The sequence below is a fragment of the Serratia montpellierensis genome (assembly GCF_020858655.1).
Taxonomy (GTDB): domain Bacteria; phylum Pseudomonadota; class Gammaproteobacteria; order Enterobacterales; family Enterobacteriaceae; genus Serratia; species Serratia montpellierensis.
Window position 1 is genome coordinate 151,472 of the sequence record NZ_VOSN01000018.1, and the last position, 11,752, is coordinate 163,223.

The following is an 11,752-nucleotide window of genomic DNA, read 5'->3' on the forward strand; positions in this document are numbered from 1 at the left end:
CGGGTGATTGAAACACCCGGCATCAATGAGAGAATTTATGGACATCATCAAGTTTATTATTGATTTCATTCTGCATATTGATGTGCACCTGGCCGAACTGGTCGCACAATACGGCATGTGGGTCTACGCTATTCTGTTCCTGATCCTGTTTTGCGAAACCGGTCTGGTGGTGACGCCGTTCCTGCCGGGGGATTCTTTGCTGTTTGTCGCTGGTGCGCTGGCGGCGTTGCCGACCAACGATCTGAACGTGCATACCATGGTGGCGTTGATGGTGGTGGCGGCGATCCTCGGCGATGCGGTGAACTATACTATCGGGCGGTTGTTCGGCGAAAAGCTGTTCAGCAACCCGAATTCGAAAATTTTCCGCCGCAGCTATCTGGACAAGACGCACCAGTTCTATGAGAAACACGGTGGGAAAACGATTATTCTGGCGCGATTCGTGCCGATCGTGCGTACTTTTGCGCCGTTCGTCGCCGGTATGGGGCATATGTCCTATCGCCATTTCGCCGCCTACAACGTGATTGGCGCACTGGTTTGGGTGCTGCTCTTCACTTATGCTGGCTACCTGTTCGGCGATCTGCCGGTAGTGCAGGAGAACCTGAAACTGCTGATCGTCGGGATCATCATCGTTTCGATTCTGCCGGGTGTGATTGAAATTTGGCGCCACAAGCGCGCGGCTGCCCGCCAGCAAAAACAGTAAAAACATCGCTTAACCTGTCGGTTCGACCAGTTTTTTGTCCACAGCGTCGGGCCGATATGGTTTAATGAGCGACATTATGGTCTGTTCCTGCGAACAACCCTGAAGCCGATGCCTCAGTCGCCGCGCTTGCCGCGCCGCGAACGGGCATTTTTTCATTGGGGTGTTTTCGGGGGGATTGTTAAAGCATGAACAGCGGACTGGCGTGTGCCAGGTTCAAACAGAAAGGTCATCGATGAGCTGGATTGAACGAATTCTTAACAAGAGCAATATCACACAAACCCGTAAGGCGAGCATTCCTGAAGGGGTCTGGACCAAATGCGACAGCTGCGGCCAGGTTCTCTACCGCGCCGAGCTGGAGCGTAATCTGGAAGTGTGTCCGAAGTGCGACCACCACATGCGTATGGGCGCGCGCGCGCGTCTGCATACCCTGCTGGACGAAGGCAGCGAAGTGGAGCTGGGCAGCGATCTGGAGCCGAAGGACGTTCTGAAATTCAAGGATTCCAAGCGCTATAAAGATCGCCTGGTCGCCGCACAGAAAGCGACCGGCGAGAAAGATGCGCTGGTGGTGATGAAGGGCACGCTGTACGGCATGCCGATCGTCGCGGCCTCCTTCGAATTCGCTTTCATCGGCGGCTCGATGTCTTCCGTGGTCGGCGCACGTTTCGTGCGTGCGGTTGAGCAGGCGCTGGAGGACAACTGTCCGCTGGTGTGCTTCTCCGCCAGCGGCGGCGCACGCATGCAGGAAGCGCTGATGTCGCTGATGCAGATGGCGAAAACCAGCGCGGCGTTGGCTAAGATGCAGGAGCGCGGCTTGCCGTACATCTCCGTGCTGACCGATCCGACCATGGGCGGCGTCTCCGCCAGCCTGGCGATGCTGGGCGACATCAACATCGCCGAGCCGAAAGCGCTGATCGGCTTTGCCGGCCCGCGCGTCATCGAGCAGACCGTGCGCGAGAAATTGCCACCGGGCTTCCAGCGCAGCGAGTTCCTGATCGAAAAAGGCGCGATCGACATGATCGTTCGCCGTCCGGAAATGCGCCAGACGTTGGCGAGCATTCTGTCCAAGCTGACCAACCAGCCGCAGCCGCATTTCGATGAGGTCGCGCCGGTCATTGAGCCGGAGCAGCAGGCCGACGCCTGAGGCAAAGACAGATCCCGCCCGGGTTCAGCCGCCACTTTGTGGCTAAGTGACGGCTGATGCCCGTTCCCTGCCAGCCGTAGCCTATCTCGCTGCGGTTTGCAGGCTGGCGGCGGTAACGAAGCGCATCGCCTTTACCGCGGTGAGGGTGGTGCCCTGATGGATTAATGAACCCAAGTTCAGTGATGGGACTCATGCAAAACCACCAAATTCCCCAAGCCACGTCGCCATTGAGCTCGTGGCTTTACTATCTGGAACGTCTGCACAGCCAGGCGATCGAACTCGGCCTTGAGCGCGTACAGCGCGTCGCGGCGCATCTGGATTTACTGACCCCCGCTCCCACGGTGTTCACCGTTGCCGGCACCAACGGCAAAGGCACCACCTGTCGCACCCTCGAAGCCATTCTGCTGGCTGCCGGCCTGCGCGTCGGCGTCTACAGTTCGCCACATCTGGTGCGCTATACCGAACGCGTGCGCATTCAGGGGGAAGAGCTGAGCGAAGCGGAACACAGCCGCTCGTTCGCTGCCATTGAAGCCGGCCGCGGCGAAACGTCGCTGACCTATTTCGAGTTCGGCACCCTGTCGGCGTTGCAGCTGTTCAAACAGGCACGGCTCGACGTGGTGATCCTGGAAGTGGGCCTGGGCGGGCGTCTCGACGCTACCAACATTGTCGATCCGAGCGTGGCGGTGATCACCAGCATCGCGCTCGATCACACCGACTGGCTGGGCAACGATCGTGAAAGCATCGGCCGCGAAAAGGCCGGCATTTTCCGCAGCGGCAAGCCGGCGGTGGTGGGTGAGCCCGACATGCCGGACAGCATTCGCCAGGTCGCCGAAACGCTGGGCGCGCCGCTGTATCGCCGCGGTGAAGCCTGGAGCTTCAGCGAGCAGGGCGATCGCTGGCAGTGGCAGGGCGGCGACACGCTGCTGACCGATCTGCCGACGCCGAACGTACCGCTGGCCAATGCCGCTACCGCGCTGGCGGCGCTGAACTGCTCCCCGCTGGAGATTGACGAACGCGCGATCTTCACCGGGCTACAGCAGGCGACGCTGCCGGGGCGCTTCCAGATCGTGCGGCGGGAGCCGACGCTGATCCTCGACGTAGCGCACAACCCACACGCCGCCGGCTATCTGGCCGGGCGTCTGGCCAGGCTGCCGCGCGACGGCGGTAAGGTGCGCGCGGTGGTGGGCATGCTGTCGGACAAGGACATCGCCGGCACGCTGGCCTGCCTCAGCGAGCAGGTGGATGAATGGTACTGTGCGCCGCTTGATGGGCCGCGCGGTGCCAGCGTCGAACAGCTGGCGCAGCATCTGACGGAACCGCGCCGCTTTAATGATGTCGAAACTGCCTGGCGGCAGGCTATGCAGGATGCTGATAAACAGGATATTGTGATCGTCTGTGGATCGTTCCACACCGTGGCGCAGGTGATGGCGGCGTTAGACGAGATGCGGGGAGTGTGAGTGGCGAGTAAATTTCAGAACCGACTGGTCGGAACCGTGATTCTGGTGGCGCTGGGGGTAATCATCCTGCCAGGGCTGCTGGACGGCAAAAAGAAGCATTACGAGGATGAATTCGCGGCCATTCCTTTGGTGCCGAAGGCGGGCGATGTCGAAGAAAACGACGTGCTGCCACCGGTGACGCAGCCGTTGCCGGCGCAGCCGCCGGAAGGGGCGGGCGCGCTGGTCGAGCAGCAGGCGGCCAACGAAGCGGCAGCGCAACAGGCGGTGCGGCAGACTGCTCAGCAACCGACGCAGGTGGCACCGCCGCCGGTTGAAACGCGTCCTCAGCCGGTGCCGCAGCCCAAGTCGAAACCGGTGGAAACCAAACCGGCAGAAGTAAAACCGAAACCGGCACCGCAGCCGAAGCCGGTGGAAGTGAAACCGGCGCCGAAGCCGGAGCCGAAACCGGAACCGACGCCGAAACCTGAACCGGCACCGCAGCCGAAACCGGCGGAAGAAAAAGCGCCGGCCGGGCAAGCTTATGTCGTGCAGCTCGGGGCGTTGAAAAACGCCGCCAAGGCGAATGAGATTGTCGCCTCGCTGCGCCTCTCGGGCTATCGCGCCTTTACCGTGCCGTCAACGCCGGTGCAGGGGCAGATCACCCGCATCTACGTCGGCCCGGACGCGTCCAAGCAGAAGCTGCAGGCGGCGCTGCCGTCGCTGAACTCGATCAGCGGGCTGAGCGGGCAGGTGAAGCCGTACGGCCGTTAAACCCCGCAGGGGCGCAGCAGGATGCGCCCCTGAATTAAGGAGTGGTGGAGAGAAAGCGAGAAAAACCGCGCCTTTTACAGGCTAAATCACCTATGTAGGCGCGGCGATTGGGAATTTTTTAATCGCCGCTTTTTATTTGTAACGTGGTAGGAAATCCCCTACGCAAACGTTTTCTTTTTCTGTTAGAATTCGCCGCGAATTGGATGCAGGGGCGATTCATCATTGGAATAGTTCATGGTCTGGATTGATTACGTCATTATAGCGGTGATTGGATTTTCGGCTCTGGTGAGCCTGATCCGAGGGTTTGTTCGCGAAGCATTGTCACTTGTGACATGGGGATGTGCGTTTTTTGTTGCCAGCCATTTCTACTCTTACCTTGCGGTCTATTTCACTCGTTTTGAAGATGAACTGGTGCGAAACGGCATCGCGATCGCGATTTTGTTCATCGCGACCTTGATCGTAGGGGCTATTGTTAACTATGTGATTAGCTCACTGGTAGAGAAAACCGGGTTGTCGGGTACCGACCGCGTGTTGGGCATCTGCTTCGGCGCGCTGCGCGGCGTGTTGATCGTCGCGGCGATCCTGTTCTTCCTGGACACCTTTACCGGCTTCTCACAAAGCGCCGACTGGAAACAGTCGCAGCTCATTCCCCAGTTCAGTTACGTCATCAGGTGGTTCTTTGACTACCTGCAGAGCACGTCGAGTTTCTTGCCGACCCAATTGCCGGGGCGGTAGCGCTGATGAGGAAAAGACAACATGTGCGGTATTGTCGGTATCGCCGGTTTCATGCCGGTAAACCAGTCGATTTATGATGCGCTGACGGTGCTTCAGCACCGTGGCCAGGATGCCGCAGGCATCGTCACCATTGACGCCCACAACGGGTTCCGTTTGCGTAAAGCCAACGGCCTGGTGAAAGATGTGTTTGAGGCGCGCCATATGCAACGCTTGCAGGGCAACATGGGCATTGGCCATGTGCGTTACCCGACGGCCGGCAGCTCGAGCGCCTCAGAGGCCCAGCCGTTCTACGTCAACTCGCCGTTCGGCATTACGCTGGCCCACAACGGTAACCTGACCAACGCCCATGAGCTGCGCCAAAATCTGTTCGAAAGCGGCCGTCGTCATGTCAACACCACCTCCGACTCGGAAATCCTGCTGAACGTGCTGGCCAGCGAACTGGATCGCTTCCCGCACTATCCGCTGGAGGCCGACAACATCTTTACCGCGGTCGCTGCCATGCATCAGCAACTGCGCGGCGCTTACGCCTGCGTGGCGATGATCATCGGCCACGGCCTGCTGGCGTTCCGCGACCCGAACGGCATTCGCCCGCTGGTGATCGGCAAGCGCACGCTGGAGGATGGCCGCAGCGAGTACATGGTGGCTTCCGAGAGCGTGGCGCTGGATACCCTGGGCTTTGAGTTCCTGCGCGACGTGGCGCCGGGCGAAGCGGTGTACATCACCACCAAGGGCCAGCTGTTCACCCGCCAGTGCGCAGAGAACCCGAAAACCAACCCGTGCCTGTTCGAATACGTTTATTTCGCGCGCCCGGACTCCTTTATGGACAAAATCTCGGTCTACAGCGCCCGCGTGCGCATGGGCCAGAAGCTGGGCGAGAAGATCGCCCGCGAGTGGGAAGATCTGGACATCGACGTGGTGATCCCGATTCCTGAAACCTCCTGCGATATCGCGCTGGAGATCGCGCGTATTCTCGAGAAGCCATACCGCCAGGGCTTCGTGAAAAACCGCTACGTTGGCCGCACCTTTATCATGCCGGGCCAGCAGGCGCGTCGTCAGTCGGTACGTCGCAAGCTGAACGCCAACCGTGCCGAGTTCCGCGACAAGAACGTGTTGCTGGTGGATGACTCCATCGTGCGCGGCACGACCTCTGAGCAAATCGTCGAGATGGCGCGCGAAGCGGGCGCCAAACGTGTGTATCTGGCTTCTGCCGCGCCGGAAGTGCGTTTCCCTAACGTCTACGGCATCGACATGCCGAGCGCCAACGAACTGATCGCCCACGGGCGTGAAGTGGATGAAATCCGTCAGATCATCGGCGCCGACGGGCTGATTTTCCAGGACCTGGACGATCTGATCGAGGCGGTGCGCGAAGAGAACCCGGACATCGTCCAGTTCGAATGCTCGGTATTCAACGGCATCTACGTGACCAAAGACGTCGACCAAAGCTATCTGGAATACCTGGAGTCGTTGCGCAGCGACGATGCCAAGGCGATGCGGGTGCAAACCGAAGCGGAAAATCTGGAACTGCACAACGAAGGCTAACGGTCTGCGTTGATCCCTCAAGGTGCATCGCCGCGTCTGCGGCGGTGCACCTTGTTCCTCTGACTTGCTTATCCCTCGCCATTGCGGCAAAGTCTGCCTGATCTTACTTTTTACGGCAGAGGCCATTCTTCATGAAACGACTCATCATCGGCATTTCCGGCGCCAGCGGCGCCATCTACGGTGTGCGCCTGTTACAGGTTTTGCGCGACGTCGCAGAGGTGGAAACCCATCTGGTGATGAGTAATGCTGCAAGACAGACGCTGGCGCTGGAAACGCCGTACAGCCTACGGGAAGTGCAGGCGCTGGCCGACGTGGTGCACGATGCGCGCGACATCGCCGCCGGCATCTCCTCGGGCTCCTTCAAAACGTTGGGCATGGCGATCCTGCCTTGTTCGATCAAAACCCTGTCCGGCATCGTTAACAGCTACAGTGACGGATTGCTGACCCGCGCCGCCGATGTGGTGCTCAAAGAGCGCCGCCGTTTGGTCTTATGCGTGCGTGAAACGCCGTTGCATCTTGGTCATTTGCGGCTGATGACGCAGGCGGCGGAGATGGGCGCGGTGATCATGCCGCCGGTGCCGGCGTTTTACCACCAGCCGAAAAGCGTGGAAGACATCATCGATCAAACCGTCAATCGGGTGATCGACCAGTTTGATATCGAGCTGCCTACCGATCTGTTCACCCGTTGGCAGGGTGCTAATTAACAATTTTATCCCTAAATTGGTACATTTGTGCAACACCGCACTGAATTGGGGCGGCGTATGCACCATAATGATCCCACTTCATCACGTTCACTGTTTCATGGCGCCGTCCTGTTGCGGCAGCCAGTGGCGCGGCCCCGATCGGCCGATTTAATTTTGCGGTTATCGTCCCAGGAAACAGTATTGTGAAGGCCGGAGCCGTTCCCTCCGCCCGTAGCACCTAATGTGGCACGATTACTGCAAATTGATTTGGTGGGGAAAGTAATGCCCGTAGTGGCATCAAAAAAATCAATTTGAGGGTAATTTATGAAAAAGCGGGTTTTGATTTTGCCGTTAGTTCTGGCTTTGAGCGCCGCCAGCAGCGCCTTTGCCGCCATTCCTTCCACGCTGAAGATTGGCACCGATCCGACATACGCACCGTTTGAATCTAAAAATGCCAAAGGCGAATTGGTCGGCTTTGACATTGATTTGGCCAAAGAGCTGTGCAAACGCATCAATACCCAATGCACCTTCGTGGAGAGCGACTTCGACGCGCTGATCCCATCCCTCAAGGCGAAGAAAATCGACGCCATCATCTCTTCGCTGTCCATCACTGACAAACGCCAGCAGGAAATTGCTTTTACCGACAAGCTGTATGCCGCCAACGCGCGTCTGATCGCACCGAAGGGCTCCAAGCTGTTGCCGACCGCCGAAGCGCTGAAAGGCAAGAGCGTGGGTGTGCTGCAGGGCACCACTCAGGAAGCCTATGCCAACGCTATGTGGCAGCCGAAGGGGGTCACCGTCGTGCCTTACCAGAACCAGGATCTGGCCTATGCTGACCTGGCCTCCGGCCGCATCGACGCCGCTTTCCAGGATGAAGTGGCGGGCAGCGACGGCTTCCTGAAACAGCCGCCGGGCAAAGACTATGCGTTCGCCGGCGAATCGGTGAAGGATGACAAGTTCTTCGGCGTCGGCACCGGCATGGGGCTGCGCAAGACCGATACCGAGCTGAAAGCGGCGCTGGACAAGGCCTTCGCCGAGATGCGTAAAGACGGCACCTACGATAAATACGCGAAAAAGTACTTCGACTTTGACGTCTACGGCGGGTAATCCGCTTCCCGTTCCATGTTGTGACTGCGGGGCCGGTGCGCCGGCCCCGATGGTTCGGATCCTAGACCACAGGGTGAAGTAGATGCTGCAAGGCTATTCCCAACTGATTTTCGAGGGGGCTCTGGTGACGCTGGAGCTGGCCCTCAGTTCCGTGGTGCTGGCGGTGGTGATCGGTTTGATCGGCGCCGGTGGCAAACTGTCTCATAACCCCTTTATCTCCGGTCTGTTCGGCGCTTATACCACGCTGATCCGCGGCGTGCCCGATCTGGTGCTGATGCTGCTCATCTTTTACGGCCTGCAAATCGCGCTGAACAACATCACCACGCTGCTGGGCTTCTCGCAGATTGATATCGATCCGCTCGGCGCCGGTATCATGACCCTTGGCTTTATCTACGGCGCTTACTTCACTGAGACCTTCCGCGGCGCCTATCTGGCGGTGCCGAAAGGGCAGATCGAAGCGGCAACGGCCTACGGCTTCAGCGGCGCGCAGATCTTCCGGCGCATTCTGTTCCCGGCGATGATGCGCTTTGCCTTGCCGGGTATCGGCAATAATTGGCAGGTGATCCTGAAGGCGACGGCGCTGGTGTCGATCCTTGGCCTGAACGACGTGGTGAAAGCCACGCAGTTGGCGGGGAAAGGCACCTATCAGCCGTTCTTCTTCGCCATTGTGGCCGGCGTGGTGTACCTGATCTTCACTACCGTTTCCAATGGCGTGCTGCTGTGGCTCGAACGGCGTTACTCGCTGGGCGTCAAGAGGGCTGAGTTATGATCGATATCCTGCAACAGTATTGGCAGTCGCTGCTGTGGAGCGACGGCTACCGTTTCACCGGCGTGGCGGTCACGCTGTGGCTGCTGATCGCCTCGGTGGTGATGGGCGGGCTGCTGGCGATCCCGATGGCGGTGGCACGCGTCTCTTCCATTCGTTGGGTGCGTTTCCCGGTGTGGCTCTATACCTACGTGTTTCGCGGTACGCCGCTGTACGTGCAGCTGCTGGTGTTCTACTCCGGCATGTACAGCCTTGAGATCGTGCGCGGCAGCGAGTTTCTCAACGCGTTTTTCCGCAGCGGGCTCAACTGCACCATCCTGGCGCTGACGCTCAACACCTGCGCCTACACCACCGAGATCTTCGCCGGAGCCATCCGCTCGGTGCCGCACGGTGAAATTGAGGCCGCCAACGCCTACGGTTTCTCGCGCTTCAAGATGTATCGCTGCATCATTTTACCTTCGGCGCTGCGCACCGCGCTGCCGGCTTACAGCAACGAAGTGATCCTGATGTTGCACTCCACCGCGCTGGCGTTTACCGCCACCGTGCCGGATCTGCTGAAAATCGCGCGCGACATCAACGCCGCGACCTATCAGCCTTTCTACGCCTTCGGCATCGCGGCGGTGCTGTACCTGATCATCTCCTACGTGTTAATCAGCCTGTTCCGCAAGGCTGAAAGACGCTGGATGGCACACGTTAGTCACTGATAAATGACGGGAAGAAAAACCATGTCTGAGAATAAATTAGCCGTCACGGAACTGCACAAACGCTATGGCGACCACGAAGTGCTGAAGGGCGTCTCGCTGGCGGCCAACGCCGGGGATGTGATCAGCATCATCGGCTCCTCCGGCTCCGGCAAAAGCACCTTTCTGCGCTGCATCAACTTCCTCGAGAAGCCGAGCGAAGGTTCGATCAGCCTGAACAACGAAGACATTCGCATGGTGCGTGACAAAGACGGCCAGCTGAAGGTGTTCGACAAGAAGCAGCTGCAGCTGCTGCGCACCCGCCTGACCATGGTGTTCCAGCATTTCAACCTGTGGAGCCACATGACGGTGCTGGAGAACGTGATGGAGGCGCCGGTGCAGGTGCTGGGGCTGAGCAAGGCCGACGCGCATGAGCGCGCGGTGCGTTACCTGGATAAAGTGGGCATCGACGAGCGGGCGCGCGGCAAGTACCCGGTGCACCTGTCGGGTGGCCAGCAGCAGCGCGTCTCCATTGCCCGCGCGCTGGCGATGGAGCCGGAAGTGCTGCTGTTTGACGAACCGACGTCGGCGCTGGATCCCGAGCTGGTGGGCGAGGTGCTGCGCATCATGCAGAAGCTGGCGGAAGAGGGAAAAACCATGGTGGTGGTGACGCACGAAATGGAATTTGCGCGCCACGTTTCCAACCACGTGATCTTCCTGCACAAAGGGTTGATCGAAGAGCAGGGGCCGCCGGCCGAGCTGTTCGGCAACCCCAAAAGCCCGCGCCTGCAGCAGTTCCTGTCCGGCGCGTTGAAGTAACGTCAGATCAGCGGGCTTCGGCCCGCTGATTAATCACGTCATCCAGCGCCTGTTCCAATTCCAGATAGCGGAAGTGGAAGCCGGCTTCTTCCAGCCGCTTCGGCACCGCCCGCTGGCCGCCGAGCACCAGCACCGCCGCTTCCCCCATCAACAAACGCATGACGAACGCCGGCACCCGCAGAAACGCCGGGCGATCGAGCACGTTGGCCAATTGGGCGGCGAACTGCTCGTTATGCACCGGGTAGGGAGCGACCATGTTGAACGGGCCGGTCAGCGTGGCGTGATCCAGCAGATAAATAATGCCGTTGACCATGTCGTCGAGATGGATCCACGGCAGATATTGGCGGCCGTCGCCGATCGGGCCGCCCAGCCCGAAGCGGAACGGCGGCAGCATTTTGGCCAGTGCGCCGCCTTGTGGCGCCAGCACCACGCCGGTGCGCAGCAGGCAGACGCGGGTGGCATCGCTCTGCGCCTGCAGCGCCAACGTTTCCCAGCGTTGGCACAGCTGGTGGGTGAATTCGTCATGCGGTGGCTCCTCTTCGGTGACCACCGCCTGCCCCTGATCGCCGTAGTAGCCGACGGCGGAACCGGAAATCAGCACGCCGGGCGGCGTACTGCCGGCCTTGATAAGCTGCGCCAACCGTTCGGTCAGATCCCAACGGCTGCGGCACAGGCGCTCTTTCTGCTGCGCGCTCCAGCGCTTGTCGGCGATAGGTTCGCCGGCCAAATTGATCACCGCATCGAAGTCATCCAGCGACTGCCGGTCGTCCAGGGTTTGCCAATAGCTTGGCTGGTCGCCCAGCCTGGCCCGGGCTCGCCGTTCGTCTCGCGTCAGCACCGTAATGTGGTGAGAAAGCGCCAGCAGCCTGGCCGTCAGGCTGCTGCCTATCAATCCCGTTGCGCCGGTGATCAGGATCCGCATGGTCGACCTCCCTGAGTTAGTCCCGGCGGTAGCTCATGGTCATGGAGACCGAGTCGGCGTAGCGCAGGGCCAGAAGTTTATCTATCTCCACTTCAGCATAGGTCACCCAGGCGTGTTCTTTTACGATGTCGAGCACATCCTGCGTTAATTTTTCCAGCAACGCGAAACGGTTATCTTCCACATGGCGGATGATCGCTTTGGTGATAGTGCGGTAGTTGAGGGCATCGGCGATGTCTTCGCTGTTGCGCGCCTTGTCCGCCGGGTAATGGATCGCCACGTTGATCAGAACGTCCTGTCGGTTGTTGATTTCTTCTTCCTTGATACCGATGAACGTGCGCAGCCGCAGATTTTTAATGCGAATAACGGCGTCGGGTTGACTGAAAGACATCAGAGATTCTCCATAGGTCTGATTATTAGCGTTCAGAATACACGGAAAGTAAGGAAAAGATAACG

The 11,752-nt window shown here is 59.5% G+C and carries 13 protein-coding genes; 11 read left to right on the forward strand and 2 right to left on the reverse strand.

The features are described 5' to 3' along the window. The first annotated feature begins 37 nt into the window (after positions 1-37). The 11 genes from FUU19_RS19075 (at position 38) to hisP (ending at position 10,377) form a co-directional block, all read left to right on the forward strand. The gene (locus FUU19_RS19075) at positions 38-700 is read left to right on the forward strand and encodes a DedA family protein (protein WP_019453745.1); all 663 of its coding nucleotides are present in this window, start codon (positions 38-40) and stop codon (positions 698-700) included. A gap of 232 nt (positions 701-932) precedes the next feature. After that, positions 933-1,841 (forward strand): acetyl-CoA carboxylase, carboxyltransferase subunit beta, encoded by a 909-nt coding sequence (gene accD, locus FUU19_RS19080; RefSeq protein WP_141967560.1) that lies wholly within the window; start codon positions 933-935, stop codon positions 1,839-1,841. A gap of 191 nt (positions 1,842-2,032) precedes the next feature. Further along, complete coding sequence (folC, locus tag FUU19_RS19085; RefSeq protein WP_197834063.1) at positions 2,033-3,298, forward strand: bifunctional tetrahydrofolate synthase/dihydrofolate synthase; 1,266 nt, start codon at positions 2,033-2,035, stop codon at positions 3,296-3,298. Next, a complete protein-coding gene (dedD, locus tag FUU19_RS19090) occupies positions 3,299-4,048 on the forward strand; it encodes a cell division protein DedD (RefSeq protein WP_197834064.1) in 750 nt (249 codons plus the stop codon). Positions 4,049-4,282: 234 nt separating this feature from the next. Beyond that, a complete protein-coding gene (gene cvpA, locus FUU19_RS19095) occupies positions 4,283-4,783 on the forward strand; it encodes a colicin V production protein (RefSeq protein ID WP_004936119.1) in 501 nt (166 codons plus the stop codon). Positions 4,784-4,804: 21 nt separating this feature from the next. Continuing rightward, positions 4,805-6,322, forward strand: coding sequence for an amidophosphoribosyltransferase (gene purF / locus FUU19_RS19100; RefSeq protein ID WP_141967566.1), 1,518 nt, complete (start codon positions 4,805-4,807; stop codon positions 6,320-6,322). Positions 6,323-6,453: 131 nt separating this feature from the next. Then, on the forward strand, positions 6,454-7,026 hold the full coding sequence (locus tag FUU19_RS19105; RefSeq protein WP_019453741.1) for a UbiX family flavin prenyltransferase: 573 nt from the start codon (positions 6,454-6,456) through the stop codon (positions 7,024-7,026). A gap of 303 nt (positions 7,027-7,329) precedes the next feature. Further along, positions 7,330-8,112, forward strand: coding sequence for a histidine ABC transporter substrate-binding protein HisJ (hisJ, locus tag FUU19_RS19110; RefSeq protein ID WP_141967568.1), 783 nt, complete (start codon positions 7,330-7,332; stop codon positions 8,110-8,112). Positions 8,113-8,194: 82 nt separating this feature from the next. Beyond that, positions 8,195-8,881, forward strand: a complete 687-nt coding sequence (locus tag FUU19_RS19115) for a histidine ABC transporter permease HisQ (RefSeq protein ID WP_141967570.1) — start codon at positions 8,195-8,197, stop codon at positions 8,879-8,881. Then, positions 8,878-9,582 carry an ABC transporter permease gene (locus tag FUU19_RS19120; RefSeq protein ID WP_087763411.1) on the forward strand — a complete coding sequence of 235 codons (705 nt, stop codon included), beginning with the start codon at positions 8,878-8,880 and terminating at the stop codon, positions 9,580-9,582. The genes FUU19_RS19115 and FUU19_RS19120 overlap by 4 nt, the downstream gene beginning before the upstream one ends. 21 nt (positions 9,583-9,603) lie before the next feature. After that, on the forward strand, positions 9,604-10,377 hold the full coding sequence (hisP, locus tag FUU19_RS19125; RefSeq protein WP_004936098.1) for a histidine ABC transporter ATP-binding protein HisP: 774 nt from the start codon (positions 9,604-9,606) through the stop codon (positions 10,375-10,377). A gap of 7 nt (positions 10,378-10,384) precedes the next feature. Here hisP and FUU19_RS19130 read toward each other — a convergent pair whose 3' ends face one another. Next, positions 10,385-11,299, reverse strand: coding sequence for a TIGR01777 family oxidoreductase (locus FUU19_RS19130; protein WP_202669903.1), 915 nt, complete (start codon positions 11,297-11,299; stop codon positions 10,385-10,387). A gap of 16 nt (positions 11,300-11,315) precedes the next feature. Then, positions 11,316-11,687, reverse strand: a complete 372-nt coding sequence (gene folX / locus FUU19_RS19135) for a dihydroneopterin triphosphate 2'-epimerase (RefSeq protein WP_063988979.1) — start codon at positions 11,685-11,687, stop codon at positions 11,316-11,318. Positions 11,688-11,752 lie beyond the last annotated feature (65 nt).

What these genes read in the sequence shown, in the direction of transcription:
- purF (WP_141967566.1), top strand. Translation starts at nt 4,805, where the DNA reads ATGTGCGGTATTGTCGGTATCGCCGGTTTCATGCCGGTAAACCAGTCG.
- FUU19_RS19105 (WP_019453741.1), top strand. Translation starts at nt 6,454, where the DNA reads ATGAAACGACTCATCATCGGCATTTCCGGCGCCAGCGGCGCCATCTAC.
- FUU19_RS19115 (WP_141967570.1), top strand. Translation starts at nt 8,195, where the DNA reads ATGCTGCAAGGCTATTCCCAACTGATTTTCGAGGGGGCTCTGGTGACG.
- hisJ (WP_141967568.1), top strand. Translation starts at nt 7,330, where the DNA reads ATGAAAAAGCGGGTTTTGATTTTGCCGTTAGTTCTGGCTTTGAGCGCC.
- FUU19_RS19120 (WP_087763411.1), top strand. Translation starts at nt 8,878, where the DNA reads ATGATCGATATCCTGCAACAGTATTGGCAGTCGCTGCTGTGGAGCGAC.
- folC (WP_197834063.1), top strand. Translation starts at nt 2,033, where the DNA reads ATGCAAAACCACCAAATTCCCCAAGCCACGTCGCCATTGAGCTCGTGG.
- FUU19_RS19130 (WP_202669903.1), bottom strand. Translation starts at nt 11,299, where the DNA reads ATGCGGATCCTGATCACCGGCGCAACGGGATTGATAGGCAGCAGCCTG.
- hisP (WP_004936098.1), top strand. Translation starts at nt 9,604, where the DNA reads ATGTCTGAGAATAAATTAGCCGTCACGGAACTGCACAAACGCTATGGC.
- FUU19_RS19075 (WP_019453745.1), top strand. Translation starts at nt 38, where the DNA reads ATGGACATCATCAAGTTTATTATTGATTTCATTCTGCATATTGATGTG.
- folX (WP_063988979.1), bottom strand. Translation starts at nt 11,687, where the DNA reads ATGTCTTTCAGTCAACCCGACGCCGTTATTCGCATTAAAAATCTGCGG.
- accD (WP_141967560.1), top strand. Translation starts at nt 933, where the DNA reads ATGAGCTGGATTGAACGAATTCTTAACAAGAGCAATATCACACAAACC.
- cvpA (WP_004936119.1), top strand. Translation starts at nt 4,283, where the DNA reads ATGGTCTGGATTGATTACGTCATTATAGCGGTGATTGGATTTTCGGCT.